Source organism: Paenibacillus wenxiniae, assembly GCF_039822605.1.
Classification (GTDB): Bacteria; Bacillota; Bacilli; order Paenibacillales; family Paenibacillaceae; genus Saccharibacillus; species Saccharibacillus wenxiniae.
Window position 1 is genome coordinate 217,317 of record NZ_JBCGUH010000005.1, and the last position, 21,383, is coordinate 238,699.

A 21,383-nucleotide genomic window follows, 5' to 3' on the forward strand; every position below is an offset into this window, starting at 1 on the left:
AGTCAATCATGATCACATTTTACACAAATCTACGAAACTATAAATCTACGAAGCTATAAATCCATGAAGCTATAAATCTAAGAATCTAAGAACCTATGAATCTGTGAATCTGTGAATCTGTGAATCTGTGAATCTACGAGTGAGTGTACGCATGACACTAACGTAGATCCTATACGTTCTTTTATTATACATGTTCCCGTCTATTGCTACATGCTTCTACTCCATATAGATGTGTTGGATCTATGAACGACGCCACATCGCTCAACAACGAGCTAACCCTATATCTTCTATTTACTGGTTAAACTCCTTCCTGAAAGTGGTAATGAGGAGTATCGAAAACGACCTATGATCCACTATTTAAGGAGGGCTTTTATGAAGTATGATTCAAATCGTGACCTAACACGCAAAACGGCTGAAACTGAATTACCGATGACATCCCATTCGTTCTGGCGAGCGACAACCGAATTTCCTTCTTTTCCAACGTTGGAGCAGGAGATCGATACGGAAATTGCTGTAGTTGGAGCCGGGATTACCGGAATTACGGCTGCGTATTTACTTGCTCTGGAAGGACGTAAAGTTGTGCTGATTGAAGGCGATCAGGTATTAAATGGGACTACCGGACACACAACGGCTAAAGTTACTTCACAGCATGGACTCATCTACGATCATCTGCGTAGCCATTTTAGCGATAAGCAAGCGCTGCTCTATTATGAAGGTGCAGAAGAAGCGAAAGCTTTTATGCACCAGCTTGTACAGGACAATGAAATCGATTGTGATTGGCAGGAGGAAACCGCCTATATCTACGCTGAGAGCGAGGATACAGGTCTGAAAAAGCTCAAAAAAGAGATGGATGCCTACCGTGAGCTTGGTTTGCCGGGCAAATGGGTCGAATCGTTACCGATTCCGCTCTCGATTGAAGGAGCGATTGCTTTGCCGGGACAGGCGCGCTTTCATCCGCTGCAATATTTGAAATTTCTGCTGCTGGAGTTTCTGCGTCTGGGCGGTACGATTTACGAAAATACGCTGATCAGCGAAGTGGAAGACGAGGAGCGTCCACGTTTGCTCGTGCAGGATCGTGATTTTGGGATACGGTGTGATACGGTCATTTCCGGTTCTCATTATCCGGTAACGGATCAGAACGGTTTTTATTTTGCCCGCTTGCAGCCGGAGCGTTCGTACACACTGGCAATTCGCGCGGAGACGCCATTTGAAGGTGGAATGTACATTAGCGCAGACGAGCCGAAACATTCACTGCGCTCCGCTACTTTTGACGATCAGCAGTACATTATTGTCGGTGGTAAAGGACATCGTACCGGTCAGGAAGGTGATACGATTATGCATTATGCCGAGCTGGAAGTGTTTGCAGGAAAGCTGTTCGGTCTACATGATATCCCGTATCGCTGGTCAGCACAGGATCTGTACTCGCTGGATCAAATGCCGTGTATCGGGCAGCTCACCTCGGATACGCCGAATATTCTCGTGGGAACTGCTTATGCTAAATGGGGGATGACGACCGGTACACTTGCTGCGATGATGCTGACCGATCGGGTGATGGGACGAGACAATCGCTATGCAGAACTGTTCGATCCCGCTCGTAAAACGCCTTTTCTGAAACGGATGCAAACTGCGGTCAGTCACAATATGACGGTAGCCAAAGAATTGGTGACCGGTAAGCTTGATTTTAACCGCCATAAGGCAGAGGATTTGAAGCCAGACCAGGGAGCCGTCGTCTGGCAGCGTGGCAAACGTACTGGAGCTTATCGCGATCCAGAGGGCGAGCTGCATCTGGTCGATACGACCTGTACCCATATGGGCTGTGAAGTGCAATGGAATGAAGCGGAACGCTCATGGGATTGCCCTTGTCATGGCGGACGGTTTGATTACAAAGGTGAAGTGCTGGAAGGACCACCTACAGAGCCGTTGAAAAAGCGGTAACTGTGATGTAGCTGCTGTATAAGGAATACGTTTTTAGGTATACGTATTCCTTATATTGCGCTTTATGATTTATATTGGAAGTCGTTACTTACATGATGATGTACTAGTTAGTTGGAGCGTCGTTATTTCCATCGCAATTTAGTCGTTTATTGAACATCGTTATGCACACCATGCTTGAAGTGTTCCACGATACGAAGCGAACTTGTGCAAGCAACGTCAGCAGCTGTTCGCGTTAAGTGAGAAAGTCCGTCGCACTTTAGTCGTTTATTGAGCATCGTTATGTACATCATGTTCAAAGTGTTCCACGATACGAAGCGAACTCGTGCAAGCAACATCAGTAGCTGTTCGCGTTAAGTGAGAAAGTCCGTCGCACTTTAGTCGTTTATTGAGCATCGTTATGTACATCATGTTCAAAGTGTTCCACGATACGAAGCGAACTCGTGCAAGCAACGTCAGTAGCTGTTCGCGTTAAGTAAGGAAATCCGTCACCATTTCATCCCAAATAGGCGCAGCTGCTCGGTTGTCCACCACTCAGCACTATTCGTCAATGGCGCACACTGGGAACCACTCAAACCGCATTCACACACAGATTTACTTTCGCCTCTTCACCTCATCCTATTCATAAAAAAAGAAACGCTCCGTATGGCCGCGTTTCCGTCTATCCGTTACTTATCTATGTAAAAGCCCGATGCTTCCAGCAGAAGACCGGGACAACTGGCAATGGGAGCTAGCCCTTTATTTTAGCTGTGTACTACTTTCTGATGATTCATTTTGAATCCATTCCACATGGATTTTGCGTATTAATGAAAGGATCGCTCTAAAAAGCGTATTGGCATTACCGATAATAAACATGATGGTTCCTGTTTCCGTTTCTTTATGAAAAAAGAAGTAACTACCGACCAGAAAACAGATCGTCGTAATAATATCGTTAAGTACACTAATCATCTCATAACGGTTACTGGTCACGATCCGCCGACGCTTGAATTCGATAGCAAGCTGATAAGAGTCTGGGCGACGGATACAGATTTTCCGCTTCTTTGTTGGTGTTGGCTTGGATTCTGCCTGATGTTTGTTCATGATGCAACCCTCCTTTTGAGGACTTACCCGCTATACGAAAGGCTATAACAACATTTGTCAAATTAGTAATAACTGTTTAATCTATAAATATACTATTTATCCCATAACATGAAAAAGGATGAAATTATGCGATCTCGAAAACAAGCTCATCGACGTTCTCGTTTGCCGTTCATTATTACCATTGTCGTCACTGTACTTATCGTAGCTGGACTGGCAATTTGGCTGTTACGTGGAGGCATGGGAATGTTGTCCTCTACAGCGAATAAACCCGGCGGTTCAGCTACAACTGCGCCTGCCTATACACTCCCGATTGTCGAAAAAGACGGGATTAAGCGTACATCCACCGTCGTTGGTGAACAACTAGCAACCTACGACGGCAAAAGCTGGCAGCCTTCGTTCTGGGCAGGTATGAACCTGGGTGCTACAACACCCGGACATTATCCAGGCGAGCTGAGTCCGACTAAAGCGGATTATTTGCGCTGGTTCCCGGAAATGAAGGCGATGAATATTCGCGTGCTGCGTATTTATACGATTTTGCCGCCTTATTTTTACGAAGCGTTACAGGAATTTAATGCAACGCAAAAAGAACCACTGTATCTGATGCAGGGCGTCTGGTCGCCAGAGGAAGAACTGATCGGTGAAGATGGTAAAGGCCGCGATGCGTATACACCGGAAATCACCAATGCATTCAAACAGGAGATTCAAGATGCGGTCGGTGCGATTCATGGTAAGGTGACGATTGCTGAAAAGCAAGGACATGCGCATGGTACGTTTACGGCTGATGTGTCCCCCTACGTACTAGGCTGGGTCGTCGGAACGGAGTGGTATCCGTTCGCTGTCGATGTAACTGATAAGGCGCATCCGAATCAGCCACCGTATAAAGGCAAATATTTTAGTGCAGCATCTGATGCTACCGCTTTTGAAAGCTGGGTAGCCAGCATGCTCGATGTAGCGGCTGAAGCGGATATGAAGTACGGCTGGCAGCATCCGATGTCTTTTACGAACTGGGTCACGACCGATCCGCTCTCCCATCCCAATGAGCCACTGGAGCAAGAGGATTTAGTATCGGTTGATCCGATGAATATTACGCCGGTAAAAGATAGCTGGACGGCTGGATACTTTTCTTCATATCACATTTATCCGTATTATCCTGATTTACTGCGTCAACAACCAGAATACAAAACATTTAAAAAAGCCGATGGTACAGCTAGCGCGTATGCAGGCTATCTGAATGCGATGCGCAAGCACCATAAAGGCATTCCGCTGATCGTAGCCGAGTATGGGATGCCAAGCTCGCGCGGGATGGCGCATTATGGACCGAATGGGCGTAATCAGGGGATGCATACCGAGCAGGAGCAAGGCCAGCTGGATGCCGGACTGCTCAAAGACATCTATGATGAAGGTCTGGATGGTGCACTGCTGTTCGAATGGCAAGATGAATGGTTTAAATTCACCTGGAATACGATCGATATGGAGCCTGCCGATCGTCGCGCGATGTGGCGTAATCGTCTGACCAATGAGGAGCATTTTGGTGTCGTTGCTGTTGAGCCAGGTGCCAGTGTGGACGATATGATCCATCTGGACGGAAATACATCCGACTGGAGTAATCGCCCGGATGTTACAACGACCGATTATCCCGACATGACGATGCAAATGTCTCATGATGCTGCCAATCTGTACGTGAAGCTGGAAAAGAAAAACGGCAACTGGGACTTTGGCAAAGATCAATTGTATCTCGGTTTCCACACCGCCAATGATGGCAGTGTAACCGCCGATAAAGCACCAGGGATCACGTTCCCTGGACCGATTGAGTTCCTGCTCAGCATTGCAGAACCATCCGATCAAGGCGGACATATTTACATTAACAGCGCCTATGATCAGCATACGTATCTGTATGGATATAGCCGCAAAGAGATTCCGTATGATGCGAAATATGCGGACGGTAGCAAAGGCTATTTCCTGCCGTGGAAACTGGCGCTCAATCGTCAATTGTATTTGCCCCAAACGAAAGTAACGATGCCATTCGAGGAGCTGGAAGTCGGCAAGCTACATTATGGTATCAACGATCCAAACAGCCCAAATTTCAACAATCTGTCCGACTTTTACGTCAAAGACAATGTGATCGAACTGGCGATCCCGTGGATGCTGCTCGGTTTTATGGACCCAAGCAGCCATATGGCATGGCAAAGCCCATATAAAGCAAATGGCATCGCTCCACAAACCGTCGATGCCGTCAAAGCAACACCTGTCATCGTAGCAAAAGGTAGCTCTTCTGCTGTCCAAGCACCACAGTTTGGCAGTTACACCTGGCAATCATGGAACGAACCTGTCACCCATGAACGCAAAAAGAAAAGCTACGATATCCTGCAAAAAGCATTTGCTGAATACACAGAGCCTGCTAAGAAAAACGATTAACACTATTCATTCGTCAGGCCATTAAAAACGTATAACGTATAATGATGCACCGTATCGTTTAATTTCCTATACGCAGCCAGCTTAGAAGCCGGCTGCGTATTTTTTGTATTTACTTTTTGTATTTACTTTTTGTATTTACTCTATGTATTTATTTTATATATTCATTTTACTTCTTCCCCTAGCGCTTTTATTTCCAAAACATGTATACAAACTTCATGTATGTAAATAGCACTTCACTGCGGCAAGGAAATAAGGGATAAGGACGACTTCTAGTGTTAGCGATCTTCTAACACGAGGTGCAATGGAAAAAAATTTTCATACAGCGAAATATCGTACTTCTTCAGCGTTAGCGATCTTTTAACACGAGGTTTAATGAAAAAGTGATTTTTGCATAGTGAAATAGTTTACTTATTTTGAGCACGGGAATAGACAATCACCTTCTCCGTAAATTCCCGTACCAGATGGAGTCCATCCCCTTATTCTTTCCCAGAGTGATACCTGCCACACTACATAAGTTGACGTACAACGCCTAGATATACATGTACCTTCCACTTATTTAACTTTTCTATCCACTATAGAATATTTCGCAAATCCAAATTTAGTTGTTGAATAGTCGATTCGCTCGTGCGAGAATAGTTTAAATTCAACCGCTGACACCACATGACAGCATCTACAGCGAACCGGTTGGATCATGTCATACCGTATCACGCTTGGACCACGCTATGATTTTGACCCAGACAAAGGAGAATGATGATGACTGAACCTAACCCTTATTTACTGGAAACGCTCGCCATTCATGCTGGACAGGAAATTGATCCAACGACATTTTCACGTGCTGTACCGCTGTATCAGACGTCTTCGTATGGCTTTCGGGATAGTGAACATGCAGCCAATCTGTTTGCATTAAAAGAATTTGGCAATATTTATACCCGTCTGATGAATCCAACGACAGACGTACTGGAAAAACGTCTGGCGGCACTGGAAGGCGGCGTAGGCGCACTGGCAACCGCATCCGGTCAGGCAGCGATTACGTTCTCCATTCTGAACATCGCAGGCGCAGGTGACCATATCGTGTCGGCATCGAGCCTGTATGGCGGTACATACAATTTATTTGCGAATACATTACCTAAGCTAGGAATCGAAGTAGCCTTTGTCAATTCAGATCAGCCGGACAACTTCCGCGCTGCCATTAATGAGCGTACGAAAGCCATTTATGCTGAAACGGTAGGTAATCCGGGTGGCAATGTACTGGATATCGAAGCGGTCGCGGCGATTGCACATGAACATGGTATTCCGCTAATCGTAGATAATACATTCCCAAGTCCGTATCTGCTACGTCCGATTGAACATGGTGCAGATATCGTCGTGCACTCGGCAACGAAATTTATCGGCGGTCACGGCACATCGATCGGTGGCATCATTATCGATGGCGGTACATTTGACTGGACGCAAAACGATAAATTCCCGGGTCTGACTCAGCCAGATCCAAGCTACCACGGACTTGTGTACACCGATGCACTCGGTCCGCTCGCTTACATTATTAAAGCGCGCGTACAGCTGATGCGTGATCTGGGCGCGCCGATCTCGCCATTTAATGCATGGCTACTGCTGCAAGGATTGGAGACGCTACATCTACGTATGGAACGCCATAGCGAAAATGCATTGCAGGTGGCGCAATATTTAGAGCAGCATGCGGATGTAGAGTGGGTAAGCTATCCGGGCTTGAGCAGCCATGCTTCTCACGAGCTGGCGCAAAAGTATTTGCCTAAAGGAACAGGTGCGATTCTAACATTTGGTATCCGCGGTGGTGCTGAAGCAGGACGCAAGCTGATTGGCAATGTGAAGCTGTTCTCTCACCTTGCCAATGTTGGCGATTCCAAGTCGCTCATTATCCACCCTGCCAGCACCACGCATCAACAGCTGACAGAAGATCAGCAGTTGACGGCGGGTGTGAATCCAGAGCTGATTCGTTTGTCGGTTGGGACGGAGAACATTCGTGACCTGATTGCGGATCTGGAACAGGCGATTGCTGCGAGTCAGCAAGAGTGAGTGGTCGGAACGGTAGGATTGGAATATTCGCTTATGTAGCCTAAACTAGGGCGTATACGCATACGAGTTGGCGCATAGGAATGACCTGTACATGACGTTGCTGCCCTATTCGAGGTATATGCGCATACAAGTTTGCGCTCATACTCTGGATTGCAGTACATTATCGTATGAAAAGAAGGCGCTGATGCGATATCAGCGCCTTTTTTATGTACACGAATATATTTTAAAAATGACACTCCTATTCTCTTCCTACTCCTGTGCTGACTGCTACCCAGCTTCAACCTATTCACGCTCAGCGATATACGCCGCGTCGCCCTGCTACAAAATCAGCCAGCATATCCACATTTTGCTGATTGAATAAGGGCGGTGCATGCTGTAGATCGAAAAAACGCAGCTCTTTCGTTTCCTCATTTGCCGTCAACGGTTCGCCGCCAGTGATATGACAGACGAAGGCGGTCAGCATCGTTTGTGCTTCGTCGCCATTCGGATAAGTATAGTCATAACGGGTGTACACGCCCTGCAAATAATCGACCTGCACGGTATACCCCGTCTCTTCCAGCACCTCGCGCAGCACAGTCTGCTCTGCCGATTCGCCCAGCTCCATCGCACCGCCCGGAAAACCCCATTGTCCGTTATCCTGACGCTTTTGCAATAAAAGCTGTCCTTGCTCATTTACAATAAGGGCACCGGCAAAATTCGTAAAAATTTTGGCGGTGCCTGTTTTGGAACGTATCCAGCCGATATAATTAGCCATCCGTACCTCCCGTTCGTTATACGAGTCATCATACGGTCATTGTAGGCGATTCAAGCAATCACTTCAAGCTCACTGCTCGTCGTTGCTGCTTCTTGAATCCGTTCATGATACGCTTCAAGCGAACATTGTACAATTTTCTCAAATACAAAACGATCGACCTCTGGGACGAGTTCTGATGCATAATCCCACGCATTTTGTTCAATGCGTAAAGCGAGACGCGCAGCTTCCAATGGCTGAGGACAATGATCCAGTTCATCGGATAGCTGTTCTAGCAATGGATCATGTGCATGACCCATCTCATGCGCCAAAATAATCCTAAAATAATCATCGACCGAGCGAAGTGAGCCGAAAAGCTGAAAGCATTGCTCCTCGATCTCTTGCAAGTACAGGGTAATGATTCGGCTGCCCATCGAAAATTTGCCGCCGACTGAACGCGAACCGGGAAATTTCTTTTTGGTGCGAACCCGAACATCACTGCTGGCACGATGAAGCAAGGTCTGAATAGTAGTTTTAACATGACGCTGGTTCACGGGCATCCCTACACTTTCCTGAAATTTGGTTCGGAGTCATTCCTGTTCGTCACGCTGGAGAACAGAACAACATTCAAACCATTATACAGGAATATGTCGGATTATGTAACCTAATAGTTTACCCTTTTGTATAAAAAATGAAACCATTTTTTTGCAATCGGGATAAGTAGTATAATAGTCAGGCAAAGGCAATGCCTATTTGCGAACCTACTCATTCAGGAGGAATTTATCATATGGAACTGACAAACAAGACTGCAATTATTACAGGTGCAGGTAAAGGTATCGGTAAAGCAACCGCAGAAGCACTCGCTGCCGAAGGCGTACAACTCGGTCTGCTCGCACGTACAGCTGCTGATCTGGAGCAACTTGCCGAAGAGCTGAGCAACCGCTATGGCATAAAAGTATTTACCGCTACAGCCGATGTAGCCAACTCTGCTGACGTTCGTGCTGCCGTCTCCTCGCTGGCAAGTTCACTCGGACGTGTAGATATTCTGATCAACAACGCAGGTACAGGCGCATTTGGCAAAATGGTCGAAATGGACCCTGAGCAATGGGAGCAAATTATCCGCGTTAACCTGATGGGCGCTTATTATGTTACTCATGAACTGCTGCCAGGCATGCTGGCACAGGAAAGCGGAGATATCATCAATATCGCTTCAACTGCTGGAGAACGCGGCTTTGCTACAGGCTCCGCCTACTGCGCATCCAAATTTGCCCTGCTTGGCATGACCGAAGCTCTGATGCAAGAAGTCCGCAAATCCAACATCCGCGTCACTGCTCTAACACCAAGCACCGTCAACACCCCAATGGCAGTCAACGCCGGCCTACCGATCGGCGAAGAAGACCGCATGATGCAACCAGAGGACGTAGCCCAGCTCGTACTGGCAGGTTTAAAATTACCATCCCGTGTGGTGCTAAAATCCGCTGGTATCTGGACAAACAACCCGCAGTAACAAGGGATAGAACGCGAGATGCACCTATAAGATTCAATTACAACGAATCTATCCCCGAACAAGAGTGTAAGAACAGCTACTACAATCTAACCACAACATATCGAACATAGGTCGACATTAGCGATCACTATATACGCCCTTCTGTTAAATCTATTGTTCACTTCAACCGGCTGCTCCCCCTCCAAAAATTTAAAGTTTTGCGCTCGTAACTTACGAGCTGACAAAGGAGATTAGTTCAACATATATATTTTTGCTATAACTGAATAATTGCGAAAGCAATAACTCAGTTATAGCTTACATAAAGCTCAATCAATTAAAATAACTAGATTCATTAAAAAGAGACTATTGCTACAAAGATGCTAGCTAGTATTACTATGTATTAATGAACATCATGCAAGCAGCACAGAACAGAGGCAAGGAAATAAGGGAAAAGGACGACTTTTGAGCACGGGAATCTACATTCTCTCCTACTCCGTAGATTCCTGTGCGAGACGGGAGTCCGTTCCCTTATTCCTTGCCGGAGTGGTACCCCTCATTTCACATCCCACTTTGCGCAATACACCTCTATCTTTTTACTTCCTCTCCTTTACACCAGCTACACCATTCCCACAAAACAACTACAAAAATCCAAAGTCACCTCCCCACTCCAGCAAAACTTTAAATTTTTCACAATTCATCACTTCCAAGCTACCTCTCCAAACACAATTCAGGTATAGTAGAAGATACTGTAATTTATTTCCTGATGAGGAGTGTACAGCATGAGATCAATCTGCGTATTTGCCGGTTCCGGCACAGGTCATCATCCCGAATATATGGAGCAGGCTGCACGTCTGGGCAGTCATATTGCTGGACTTGGCTATCAACTGATCTATGGTGGTTCACGATTGGGCTTGATGGGCGCAGTCGCAGATGCAGCACTCTCGTCTGGCGGACAGGTGATCGGTATTATGCCAGAAGGACTGCTACATGGCGAGCGTGCACATCAAGGACTGACCGAACTGATTCGTGTAGGGAGTATGCATGAACGCAAAGCGATGATGCAGCAAACTGCGGATGCTTTTATTTCGTTACCTGGTGGCTTGGGCACATTGGAAGAATTGTTTGAAGTATTGTGCTGGTCACAGATCGGTATCCATAACAAACCGCTCGGTTTGTACAATATTCGCGGCTATTACGAACCGTTGCTGCATATGATTCAACACAGTGTGCAGGAGGGCTTCACAGATGCAAGCTGCATGCAGCGTTTATTCGTATCGACCGAGCCGAAGGAACTGATTCAGGCAGTCAGCCATGAACTGCCCACAACAGCTGATCTGCGCTGGAAAGAAGCGAACGACAGAGCTAATAAGCTGGAGTAGTCTGGATCGGATGTAAGCTGCTTGATGGTTACAGCATCCATTTACAAATAAAAGCGGACTTCCCATCATTATAGATCGAGAAGTCCGCTTTTTGCTGTGATAGTATCTCTTTTGATACTGCTTTTATGCTGATATTGCTTTTATGCTGTGCCATATTTATCTACAGTCATTTCATATATACAATTATTCCATATACACAGTTACTCTGCATATAGTAACTCCATATGCAACAACTCCGTACACACATTTACCAAATATAATATACCTCAAGATATACCTCAAGCTACTGCCTGCTATTTGCTATCCACCAGCATTACGTCAGCACACGAGATACAGCATGTTGCAGCTGCGACGACATCGCATCCAGTTCCTCCGAGCCAGCCGCGAGATTTTCCAATTCGCCGGCAGCCGTTTCGGACACTTCAAGTACCTGACGGGAAGCAGACAATGTATGCTCCACTGTATGTTCCAGCTGATTCAACATATTTCTCACCTCTCGCGCGTGTTCCACTTTTTGCTGCGCGATGACCGATACTTCCTGAATACTTGCTGATGTCGTACCGATCGCATCCCAGATCGCTTCCAGTGCTTGCTCGGACGATTGGGCGGCGATACGGCCATCCTCTAACTGTGTGCGACCATTGTTCAGCATAGCGACTGCCTGCGCTAGCGAGTCACTAATTTTGCTCGTAAACTCTTCTACAGCGCCTGCCCCTTCACTTGCCTGCTCCGCAAGCATACGTACTTCCGATGCGACAACAGCAAAGCCACGCCCGGCCTCGCCTGCGCGTGCTGCTTCGATGGAAGCATTGAGGGCAAGCAGATTGGTGGAGCGTGCAATCCCAGAAATGGTAGCGGCAATCTGGCGAATTTCCTGTGAGTATTCTTGTAGTTGTCCAACGATCTGTCCATTTTGCCGCGACGTTTGAGCAAATGTCTCCAGCGCGTGAATCGTCTGTTCCATCGTTGCTTTGCCGCGCAGCGCTGTTTCCTGCGTATACTGAGAATCCTGCACAGCACCATCTATACGAAGGGCTGCCTGGGTAATCAGATCAGACAGCGTATTGACCGTATGCACCGATTGCTGAACGACCGTGTGGCCGGTACGCGCATTATCATTCATTTCTTTATTACTCAGTACTACCTGACTATAGGAGCTGCTCATCTCTTCCAATGAACGCGAAAATTGTTCGGACGACGAGCTAATGCTACTTGCGGTCGTATACATATTTTGACGAATATCGTGCATAAGTGCACCTAGGTTTTCCATCATCGCCCCAATGGCAGTCGACAAACGTCCGATCTCGTCGCGGCTCTGTACCTTAGGCAATTCCACCTGTAAACTACCACCTGCAACCTGTTCTGCCGCACGAGTGATCATAACGAGCGGACGCAATAGACGGCGCGTGAGCAGCCAGATCACCAGCACAGCAGCGATGACTTCGATTACAATGAACACGATAATGCTATTGCGAAAGTGTGTTGTTGCCTGCTCATACGGTTCATTAGGCACGCCAACATACCAGATCCCAACGATCTGGCCTGCTGCATCTTTGAGCGGAATATAGGCTGCCTGGTTCGTATGGCCGACCACTTCAGCTACGCCCATATACGCTTGCCCTTGCTTCAACACGATGTTACCGACCTTTTCAGAAATTTTCGTTCCGACTGCGCGGCTTCCATCATCTTTTACTACATTGGTCGCGATTCGTGTATCCTGTTGAAATAGTGTTGCGGTATCGCCGGTCTTTTGACCAAATGTATCGAGCCATTCCATATTGTTATTCATTACGGTTGTGCCCTTGTATAACTTATCTCCCTGGATCGACCATTCACCAGGATGTAATGCGTTGAGTAACAGTAAACCGGTATCCAGATCGCCCTGTAGTTTTTTCTGAGCTGCCTGTATTAGCTGTGTACTCGCCTGTTGTACGGCGTAGTAGCCAAGCAATCCGCTGCCTAGCAAAATCACCAGACTAACCGACAACATCATTTTGCCTTTGAAACTTATCTTTCCCATCTCTTCGCTAACTCTCCTGTCTGATTAATGCTATATCATGATGGCATGCCGCATAAAACGATAACACACTTTGCGGAACGGATCAGATCGCCTCAGTCATCACATATGCCTGAATAAGATCGCAAAACTGACTGACTGTTCATTTATCGGATAGAAGTGGTCGCTAAGTTAATACATTTAGTTAAAATTTTAATTTTTCATGAAATTTTTTCGCTATCTTTCAGCAAATCCTCCCTTTTTTCATCCATGATGTCCATCCTATGACTTAATACACAATTAAATACATATAAAAGAGCCTGAACATACAATGACTCGGCGTCCAGGCTCTTTTGTTACGTCTTTCAATCTGTATCCGTTATTTAGAATTTCGTACTTCATATACAGCTTTATGCTTTATTTAGAAAGTTATCCTTGTAGAACGTCATGCTATATGTTTCATTTAAAACTGCCTACTTTGTTGAAAGTTCCGCCTATCGATCGTAGATCGTACTACAATATCAACGTCATTGATCTACATTGATCTACGTTTATCGATCTACATTGATTGATTCGATCATTTGGTTCAGGCGACTGTTCTTCCATGTTCAATCCGGCCGTTCCAGCAAATAATAATAGATTAGACACAAATGGCATACAAACTGCTCATGTACATCATTCAGATCAAAGCCTGCAATCTCGCGTATACGCTCCAGTCGATATTTAACCGAATTACGGTGAATAAATAACTGTGCCGCTGTATCCATCAGACTGCCGCGACTTTCCAAATAAAAGAACAGCGTGCGTAGCAGATCACTATTATGCTCCTCATCATATTGCTTGAGCTTGCCCAGCTTGCGGTCAAATAGCTCACCAAAGCCGCGCTCATCCACCGTCGCCCGTAACAAATGATAAATCTCAATATCTTTATAGGCTGTCATCGCCCCGCCGCCGCTTAAGCGATTGGAAATAGCTAACGAATGCCGTGCCTCGCTGTAGCTCTCGTGAATATCCCATAGCCAGGTCGGACGCCCAATACCTGCACGATATCCGGTCAGCCTCCCCTGACGATCGTCCAACCAGCCGCCCACAATAGTTGTCCACGGAATTAGCTCCTGCTTGCGTCTGACTTCATGCTCATCCGCAGCAGCCGGCGTTGGTAAAAATAAGATCGCACGATTGCTACGAAACTCCACATGCGGACGCACACCATAGCGCGCTGCCTCTGGCTCTAACAGCTGACTGATCCATTCTTCTTCAGGCGCGGTCTGTCCTTCAATAACGACCACTTCCCATAGCTGTGATGGGTCCATACCGAGCTGACGTCCACGCTGTTCCACTTCATGACGCGGCGGGGTCGGTGGTGTCATCAGCTCATCGATAAAGTTCCCACGCAGCCGATGTCCGGTATCCATAATAATCCGGTTACGCATCAGTTCCAGCGCCAGTACAAGTCTGGCCTGTTCGATACCGGTCTCCTCCAGCGTATCCAGCGTTTCTTTGTCGACGATTAATGTGGCTACATTCCGCCGGTCGACCTGAATCGTCCGGCGTAGCGGATGAATCGCATGTCGATAATCCCAGCCTGCTGGAGAAGCGACAATCGTTGCTCCACCGTTATCGATAACGGCAACCGGTGCTTTCAGCAAGCCGGACACGTGATCGTTCACCGCCTGAATACCGATATTTTCAAGCACCATCGCCGTCAGTTTGCGATACACATCATCCGAATGCTGCTCGGTTACTGCTTGCCGGCTCGTAATGCGTGCTGTTACCGCCTGAATAAGCGGTGTGTAGTTTGTACCATCCGGCAATTCCAGCACTGGAAAACTATACTTTTCACTTGCCTGCACTACTTCCAGCGGCAGTACAGACAAATATCCATCCGGCTTAATCGCCAGACCTGCCGCTCCTAACTCCGCCAATATTTTAATCATATGAGCGAGACGTGAAGGCTGATCACGCAAACTATATCCGCTCGTCATTAGCAGCATACCAGGCTTTACTCCATGTTCCGGCTCTGGCAATTCTAATATATCGATAAAATGTACAGATCGCTTTAGCCCCTGAGCACCGCTAATGACGCAAGCTCCTTGCATAATCGGTAGCTGTAGCAATTCACGTATGGTCATTTCTGTCGTTGTCATTGTTGTTCACCGCCATTACTTCCATTCATTCCAACTTGTTTATTCATTCATTACCAATTGTTTCACTTCTATTGCTAGTTTAGGCTCATTTGCTAGTTCGGGTTCATGGTCAGTACAGGTTCGGATTCAGCGTCCGTCTACCAGTTCTCCTGCACGCATAACGAGACGATCATCCAGATACACGTCCGGCTGCTTCACGACGATATCGATATGTACGCCTGCGGCAATCGTTCCACCAAACGTATTATTGCTGCCAAAAGCAACATGAATCGTACCGTACACTTTTTCATCCTCCAGCACTACACCGGTAATACGTGCCTTATCATTCGTCCCAATCCCAAATTCGCCCAGCATCCGGCCCTGATCATCACCGAGCATATGCAGCAGATCTGTACCGAGTCCACCTTCCGCAGCAACGAGACGACCATGCTCTAATGTTAGTAATAGTGGCTGTTCCAGCGCCCCCAGACCTGCTACTGAGCCATCTGCAAGCAGCTGACCGGAAGCTGTACCTTCCAGCGGTGCAATATACGCTTCACCTGAAGGCAGATTACCCGATTCACCCGGATTTAAATACAAACCTGTACTTGGTACACCTTCACGATTTTCAATAGAAAAGCTCAGCTCATAACCATCCTTCTCAATCCGCACGGTGGAAGCGTCTGTAAGCAGGCCTGTCACTCGCTCCGTCAACTTCTTCACTTCCGCATAATCTGCCGTAATCGCACCATGAGTGAACATATCCTCCGTAATGCCAGGCATCGTCGCCACACGGGCACCAGCTGCTGCCGCCTGCTTGCGCGCTGCTGTATGGGTTAACGAATATCTCGTTACACAGACAACGACCGACGCATTCATCATTGCCACCGCAACCGAAGCAGGCGGCTCCTCGCCTGAGCGACTGCGTTCTTGCATAACAACCAGCATCGATTCGGCACCAAGACGCTTGCCGCCCTCATACAACGCCTCTGCCAGCTCTTTACGACTATCATCTGTCACGACGACAAGCGATTCGCCTGCCTGTAAGCCAAGACAATCCACCAGTACATTTTTGCTGATCTCAATTCGTTGTTCGTTCATCGTTCTCCATCCTTTACATTCAGGTTAGGTCCATTCCTTAAGTGTATCATAACCGCTTTCGCTTCGCTGTCCAGCTGTTTCTATTGCAATTTTAATGTAAACTTTTTTAACATATTACTCATTAAAATACGATAAAATACGAATCAACCCATTATAAACAACAAATAAAGTGAATTATTATCACATAAACTTAAATATATATTGTAGTTACTATCATTCGCTGTTAAAATTACGACTATCAAAATCCAATAAATGGGGGAACGACTTTGAAAAAACCATTCATGTCATTATTACTCACACTTATTTTTGTCATGTTAGCAGGCTGTGGAACACCGCCATCCCAAGACGCCGCATCAACAACAAGCGGAGCGAGCAGCAGTACAGAAACAGCAACGACAGATAGCGTACCGATCAAATTTGCTACCGATGCATCTTATGCACCGATGGAATTTATGGATCTTGATCAGGTCAAAGGCTTTGATATTGATTTCCTCGATGCGGTGATGAAGCAAGCGGGCATGAAGTATGAAGTGTCAAATACAGGCTGGGATACGATGCTCGAAAGTGTTCGCCAGGGCACTGAATATCAGGCTGGCATCTCCTCCGTATCCATTACCGCTGATCGCAAAGAAAGCTATTCGTTCTCCCTCCCTTATTTTGAATCGACCAATGTGATCATGGTCAAACAGGGGAGCGATATCAAATCCGCACTCGATCTAAAAAATAAAAAGGTCGCCGTACAAAACGGCACGACCGCAGATATTCTCATGTCCGGCATTATGGGCAAAGATAACAGCAATTTAAGCCGTTTTGAAAGCAATGCTCTTGCCCTACTGGAGCTGGATAATGGCGGTGCCGACGCCGTCGTTGCGGATATCGCCATCGTCAACGAATATATTAAAAATAATCCTGACAAAAAACTGGTCAGCATTAGCGACTCCAAAAACTTCAATTCCGAATATTACGGTATCCTGTACCCGAAAGACAGTGAGCTTAAAGCTAAACTTGATCCTGCGATTCAAACGATTATCGACAATGGCACCTACGCGGAAATCTATAAAAAATGGTTTGGCACAGAACCGGATCTGACCCATCTGAAAGCAGAGATGGCTAAAGGCTAAAAGGAGCAGCGCGATGAGCGATTTTCGGATTGATATTATTTTGTATTACATACCGCTCCTGCTCAAAGGCACATTGCTGACGATTGGCGTGTCCATCGTTAGCATTTTGCTAGGTTCGGTGCTAGGGCTGATCGTTGGCTTTGGGCGCATGTCCAAGCATGCGTACTTTAGACTACCGGCAGCCTGTTATATTAACTTCTTTCGCGGCACTCCGTTACTCGTACAAATTTTGCTCGTTCATTTTGGCGTCGTGCCGCTGCTGATCGATCGGACAGATGTGCTCTTTGCCGCGATTTTATCGCTCACGCTCAATTCGGCTGGGTATAGCGCTGAGATTTTCCGCGCTGGTATTCAGTCGGTGGAAAAGGGACAGACCGAAGCGGCACTGTCGCTGGGCATGAATCGCCATCAGACGATGCGCTATATTATTTTGCCGCAAGCGATTAAACGGATGATCCCCGCCTTTGGCAATGAGTTTATCGTACTCATTAAAGATTCTTCTTTGCTAACGATTATCGCTGCTAAAGAGCTGATGTATTATGCGAACCTGATGCGCGGACAGTATTTGCGTATTTGGGAGCCATATTTGACAGCAGCGCTCATTTACCTCATTCTTACCTATTCCCTGAGCAAACTGCTAGGCTGGTGGGAACGCAGAATGAACCAATCGGAACAGCATTGATGCGGTCGGTTGGATTGTCTATTATCCATTAGATCGTGCATACAGTGTAATAGTATGTAGTCTATACAAAACAAAAGCTCTAAGTATGGGCAGGATATGATGAATGCAACGCAAAAGCTCCAACCTATTGTTGCAGGTGTATGAATATAACCTGGCAACGTATACGTTGGAGCTTTTTGACCTGCCTGCCTGTTTGCTTGTTTATTTGCGTAGTATTATTCAATATGTGATTGTCTGCTATAACGCGATATTCAATATGTGATTGTCTACGATAACAGAATAGTTCAGCATCACTTATGCTATAGTAGCCGAATAAATTAGTATAAGTAGATCGTTCATTCAATCCAGCAGTAATACCGAAGGTAAGCTGCCTGAATAATGACGTAACCACGTATACAGCTGACCGGTACGTCCAAGCATTAATCCCGGGCTAAAGGCATCGTGGGCAACTCCATTTGTCCAGCCTGTCGTACACAGCTCATGACGATACCTAGCGAGCCAGTCTACAATCGTAGCTTCAATTTGCTGACGTTCCTGTGCAAATACGCCACTACGAGCGATTGTTGCCAAAATATCGACATTCCCCATCGTACCATGACAGAGCGAATTTCCCTGCCTATGAGATTGCCCGTGTAGCAGCATATCAGATAGCGACTCCTTCATCCAGTTTGGCGTCACTACCCCGTCCGTCAAATCGGCAATCTGGCTCCGTCCAAGTACGATTCCGGCTGAACCATGACACCACATCGGAGCTGAACAGTTCTGACGGTTATTGCGATTGTCCAGCCATTGCCCGGTCGTTTTACAATACAGTTGATCCTCATAAGCAAGCGCCTGACGGATCGTATCCAATATAGCTTCGTCCTGTTCGATGTGCGCCACATAGGTAGCTAACGCATACGCAATGCCTGTAATCCCATGTGAAAATCCGGCAAGTGGCTTTCCTGTTCCTGTATCTGGCAGCCAGTAAGCATGCTCCTGCTCAATGATTGCACGTTGACACAATTGTTGACATACACGCTGTGCGATGTGCTTAGCCTTAGGCATTCCGGTCGATCGGTACAGATTCACCAGCACTTTCAGTACACCTGCCAGTCCACCCATAAAGTCATTGAATGGAATCGAAGGTAGCTGCTCAGCCAATCCATCCAGATACGTATCGTATAATTGCTGCTGCTCTGCTTCGGTGTACACTGACAGATGACGAAGCCGATTCACATAATACATATAACAGGTGGAACCGTAAAAAGCCGAATAGCTATCTTTATATACATTGAGCGGATACATATGCCGAATCGAGCGATCGATATCCGCTACCATTTCCGCTGCCTGTTGATCGGCAAATACTTCCGCATAAGCCGCATAATACAAACCCATCCCTGCCAATCCATTGTATAATCCGAAGCCCATCGGCCCTATCGTATGCTGTCCATCTGGCATTGAGACGACCGACAACCATTGTGCATGATCTTTCACATCTAGCCGTTGTGCTGTAATCAGCTCGGTTTCGTGCTGAATAAATGCTGGAATTGATGCTGTTATCGGCACAGTCGAGACGTTGCCCCAGCGCTTTCCGATATCAGTTTGCTGGTGAACCGGATTAGGCTTAGGCTTCGCCTGTTGATTCGCTGCCATCACACTCATGGACATGCTGATCAGCTGCACCTGCTGCCTGATCTCCGCTTCATCCATTTGGGTCAATCGTTCCAACACCTCATCGCTGGCACTTTGATGCAAAATATTTACCGGCACCGTTTCACCTGTCCCCGACCAGAGCTGGCGTGAAGACAGTTTCGTGAAAAAGTACGGAATATCTCCATCCATCATCTCTGTTAACTCGAATGGGAAAATGGCTTCAAATGCATCATACCGTACATACGCATTGCCAATAAACGACAGCACACGCTGACGCTCTGCTTCAGCGCTCAGATAACGCGGATGATACAGCGCCTCCAAATACGTACTGTACAAATAAGTCGGTCGCATAATGATCCGAATCTCCGCTTCCGCATAACGCTGCATCAGTACAGGTAAGTACGGATCACTCCTGAGCCATGTTAACGTATCGGCAAAACTTTCGATCAGCATCGATTCATACTCATACGCGTGCTGAACAGCACCATGATAAACGGGCATATTGCCATGACTGCTCATCTCTTCCGTTTGCCGTTGTATCGCTATACGGTCGGTTCCGATATGCACGACACGCTCCTGCTCGATTTGACGTTTATTCACATCGGTCAGTGCGCCAATATGATGCATACCGCGCTCATCGGCAAAACAGGTATAATCGAATACAGTCGTTTTTAAAATGGTGCGGTTGACGAGACGTGATACATCCAGCGTAGGATGACTGGCTTGCGTGTCGGTTGTAAAGCTGGGACTGCCCTGAAACAATGTTTCCAGATCAATCAGCACTGGATTTGCCCCGGCAGCAATTACATTCTCATAATGAAAATCCGAGCCTTGAAAAGCATACATAAACGCAAGCTGCATCCCAAACTGTGCATAAAACTGCGATACTTGTTCTAACGAAGAGCAGGGCTGTGATTGTACGTATTCCTGCCATCCATATGTACCGCAATCGATCGATACCGGCGCACGCAGCTGCGTGCCGCGCGTCTGATTCACATGCTCGATCCATTGTTGATAAAATAAATCCACTCCTAGCGAGCGCGGCTTGTAGAGCAGTCGGGACGAACCGATATCGAGGATCGCCACACTTTTGCCCTGCTGATGATCGTCACCGGCACCTGTGCTCAGTCCGTTTAATGAACCGGACAGATTAAACGTATGAAAAAGCTGCTCATATTGCTCGGTAAATCGGGCAATAATATGCAAATGAAAGATAATAAATTGCTCGGTCATCCTGTGCAGCAGACGCTGCAATACCGGATAACGACTCATCATCTGTTCGATCGTTACCGTGTTTCGCAAACTGTCAGCAAAATAGTCATAGTATTTGGAGTCCGAATATTCATCGTATTCGTCAAATGTTTGATGAAACTCGTAGATCAGCGTTTTGCCGATCATTCGATACAGCTTGTGTTTGTAATGGATCATGATGGAATGCAGCAATAGTTGCTCATCCAGCCTCCGTTGATCGAATTGCTGTAGTCCGGCACGAATCCGAACATATACAGGTTGCATATAATAAGCAGCCACTTCTTTAAAATAATCCTGTTCATCAAACAGCGATGCCGGTATAGGTTCAGCTTGATCGTTCAGCAACAGCACGTTGAACGAATCTTTGATCGGTTTCATCATCATTGCCCCCTTCGTTCCA

The 21,383-nt window shown here is 46.7% G+C and carries 15 protein-coding genes; 8 read left to right on the forward strand and 7 right to left on the reverse strand.

Translation table 11 applies throughout. The annotated features are described in order from the left end of the window. Window positions 1-372: 372 nt before the first annotated feature. A complete protein-coding gene (locus AAHF22_RS11680) occupies window positions 373-1,935 on the forward strand; it encodes an FAD-dependent oxidoreductase (RefSeq protein ID WP_371834056.1) in 1,563 nt (520 codons plus the stop codon). 735 nt (window positions 1,936-2,670) lie between these two features. Here AAHF22_RS11680 and AAHF22_RS11685 read toward each other — a convergent pair. After that, window positions 2,671-3,012 (reverse strand): YrhK family protein, encoded by a 342-nt coding sequence (locus AAHF22_RS11685; RefSeq protein WP_347325180.1) that lies wholly within the window; start codon window positions 3,010-3,012, stop codon window positions 2,671-2,673. A 126-nt stretch (window positions 3,013-3,138) separates the two neighbouring features. Here AAHF22_RS11685 and AAHF22_RS11690 point away from each other — a divergent pair, with 126 nt between their 5' ends. Beyond that, window positions 3,139-5,427 carry a hypothetical protein gene (locus AAHF22_RS11690; protein WP_347325181.1) on the forward strand — a complete coding sequence of 763 codons (2,289 nt, stop codon included), beginning with the start codon at window positions 3,139-3,141 and terminating at the stop codon, window positions 5,425-5,427. 753 nt (window positions 5,428-6,180) lie between these two features. After that, window positions 6,181-7,476 carry a homocysteine synthase gene (locus AAHF22_RS11695; RefSeq protein WP_347325182.1) on the forward strand — a complete coding sequence of 432 codons (1,296 nt, stop codon included), beginning with the start codon at window positions 6,181-6,183 and terminating at the stop codon, window positions 7,474-7,476. Between the two features lie 292 nt (window positions 7,477-7,768). On the opposite strand, the gene AAHF22_RS11700 is transcribed toward AAHF22_RS11695, so the two are convergent. Both AAHF22_RS11700 and AAHF22_RS11705 read right to left on the reverse strand, forming a co-directional pair. Then, complete coding sequence (locus AAHF22_RS11700; RefSeq protein ID WP_347325183.1) at window positions 7,769-8,230, reverse strand: NUDIX hydrolase; 462 nt, start codon at window positions 8,228-8,230, stop codon at window positions 7,769-7,771. Between the two features lie 50 nt (window positions 8,231-8,280). Beyond that, on the reverse strand, window positions 8,281-8,766 hold the full coding sequence (locus AAHF22_RS11705; protein ID WP_347325184.1) for a hypothetical protein: 486 nt from the start codon (window positions 8,764-8,766) through the stop codon (window positions 8,281-8,283). 227 nt (window positions 8,767-8,993) lie between these two features. Between AAHF22_RS11705 and AAHF22_RS11710 the strand changes: the two genes are divergently transcribed. Together AAHF22_RS11710 and AAHF22_RS11715 are read left to right on the forward strand one after the other, a co-directional pair. After that, on the forward strand, window positions 8,994-9,713 hold the full coding sequence (locus AAHF22_RS11710; protein ID WP_347325185.1) for a 3-ketoacyl-ACP reductase: 720 nt from the start codon (window positions 8,994-8,996) through the stop codon (window positions 9,711-9,713). Between the two features lie 758 nt (window positions 9,714-10,471). Next, window positions 10,472-11,071: an LOG family protein gene (locus tag AAHF22_RS11715; RefSeq protein ID WP_347325186.1), complete on the forward strand. Its 600-nt coding sequence runs from the start codon at window positions 10,472-10,474 to the stop codon at window positions 11,069-11,071. A gap of 313 nt (window positions 11,072-11,384) precedes the next feature. On the opposite strand, the gene AAHF22_RS11720 is transcribed toward AAHF22_RS11715, so the two are convergent. From AAHF22_RS11720 to AAHF22_RS11730, 3 genes are all read right to left on the reverse strand, one after another. Beyond that, entirely contained in the window at window positions 11,385-13,091 is a 1,707-nt protein-coding gene (locus AAHF22_RS11720; RefSeq protein WP_347325187.1) for a methyl-accepting chemotaxis protein, read from the reverse strand. A gap of 584 nt (window positions 13,092-13,675) precedes the next feature. After that, window positions 13,676-15,214, reverse strand: a complete 1,539-nt coding sequence (locus AAHF22_RS11725; protein WP_347325188.1) for a PucR family transcriptional regulator — start codon at window positions 15,212-15,214, stop codon at window positions 13,676-13,678. Between the two features lie 126 nt (window positions 15,215-15,340). Continuing rightward, window positions 15,341-16,294: an aminopeptidase gene (locus AAHF22_RS11730; RefSeq protein ID WP_347325189.1), complete on the reverse strand. Its 954-nt coding sequence runs from the start codon at window positions 16,292-16,294 to the stop codon at window positions 15,341-15,343. Window positions 16,295-16,560: 266 nt separating this feature from the next. On the opposite strand from AAHF22_RS11730, the gene AAHF22_RS11735 reads away from it, so the two are divergent. The 3 genes from AAHF22_RS11735 to AAHF22_RS11745 all read left to right on the forward strand — a co-directional run bounded on the left by AAHF22_RS11735 (window position 16,561) and on the right by AAHF22_RS11745 (window position 18,359). After that, a complete protein-coding gene (locus AAHF22_RS11735; RefSeq protein WP_347325190.1) occupies window positions 16,561-17,415 on the forward strand; it encodes a basic amino acid ABC transporter substrate-binding protein in 855 nt (284 codons plus the stop codon). Window positions 17,416-17,428: 13 nt separating this feature from the next. Further along, on the forward strand, window positions 17,429-18,097 hold the full coding sequence (locus AAHF22_RS11740; RefSeq protein ID WP_347325191.1) for an amino acid ABC transporter permease: 669 nt from the start codon (window positions 17,429-17,431) through the stop codon (window positions 18,095-18,097). 103 nt (window positions 18,098-18,200) lie between these two features. Next, the gene (locus AAHF22_RS11745) at window positions 18,201-18,359 is read left to right on the forward strand and encodes a hypothetical protein (RefSeq protein WP_347325192.1); all 159 of its coding nucleotides are present in this window, start codon (window positions 18,201-18,203) and stop codon (window positions 18,357-18,359) included. A 77-nt stretch (window positions 18,360-18,436) separates the two neighbouring features. Here the strand turns inward: AAHF22_RS11745 and AAHF22_RS11750 are convergent, their stop codons facing one another. Continuing rightward, the gene (locus AAHF22_RS11750) at window positions 18,437-21,361 is read right to left on the reverse strand and encodes a type 2 lanthipeptide synthetase LanM family protein (RefSeq protein ID WP_347325193.1); all 2,925 of its coding nucleotides are present in this window, start codon (window positions 21,359-21,361) and stop codon (window positions 18,437-18,439) included. Window positions 21,362-21,383 lie beyond the last annotated feature (22 nt).

Coding starts and splice junctions, on each gene's coding strand:
- AAHF22_RS11710 (WP_347325185.1), top strand. CDS start 8,994: ATGGAACTGACAAACAAGACTGCAATTATTACAGGTGCAGGTAAAGGT.
- AAHF22_RS11705 (WP_347325184.1), bottom strand. CDS start 8,766: ATGCCCGTGAACCAGCGTCATGTTAAAACTACTATTCAGACCTTGCTT.
- AAHF22_RS11680 (WP_371834056.1), top strand. CDS start 373: ATGAAGTATGATTCAAATCGTGACCTAACACGCAAAACGGCTGAAACT.
- AAHF22_RS11685 (WP_347325180.1), bottom strand. CDS start 3,012: ATGAACAAACATCAGGCAGAATCCAAGCCAACACCAACAAAGAAGCGG.
- AAHF22_RS11720 (WP_347325187.1), bottom strand. CDS start 13,091: ATGGGAAAGATAAGTTTCAAAGGCAAAATGATGTTGTCGGTTAGTCTG.
- AAHF22_RS11690 (WP_347325181.1), top strand. CDS start 3,139: ATGCGATCTCGAAAACAAGCTCATCGACGTTCTCGTTTGCCGTTCATT.
- AAHF22_RS11745 (WP_347325192.1), top strand. CDS start 18,201: ATGCAACGCAAAAGCTCCAACCTATTGTTGCAGGTGTATGAATATAAC.
- AAHF22_RS11715 (WP_347325186.1), top strand. CDS start 10,472: ATGAGATCAATCTGCGTATTTGCCGGTTCCGGCACAGGTCATCATCCC.
- AAHF22_RS11740 (WP_347325191.1), top strand. CDS start 17,429: ATGAGCGATTTTCGGATTGATATTATTTTGTATTACATACCGCTCCTG.
- AAHF22_RS11750 (WP_347325193.1), bottom strand. CDS start 21,361: ATGAAACCGATCAAAGATTCGTTCAACGTGCTGTTGCTGAACGATCAA.
- AAHF22_RS11695 (WP_347325182.1), top strand. CDS start 6,181: ATGACTGAACCTAACCCTTATTTACTGGAAACGCTCGCCATTCATGCT.
- AAHF22_RS11700 (WP_347325183.1), bottom strand. CDS start 8,230: ATGGCTAATTATATCGGCTGGATACGTTCCAAAACAGGCACCGCCAAA.
- AAHF22_RS11725 (WP_347325188.1), bottom strand. CDS start 15,214: ATGACAACGACAGAAATGACCATACGTGAATTGCTACAGCTACCGATT.
- AAHF22_RS11730 (WP_347325189.1), bottom strand. CDS start 16,294: ATGAACGAACAACGAATTGAGATCAGCAAAAATGTACTGGTGGATTGT.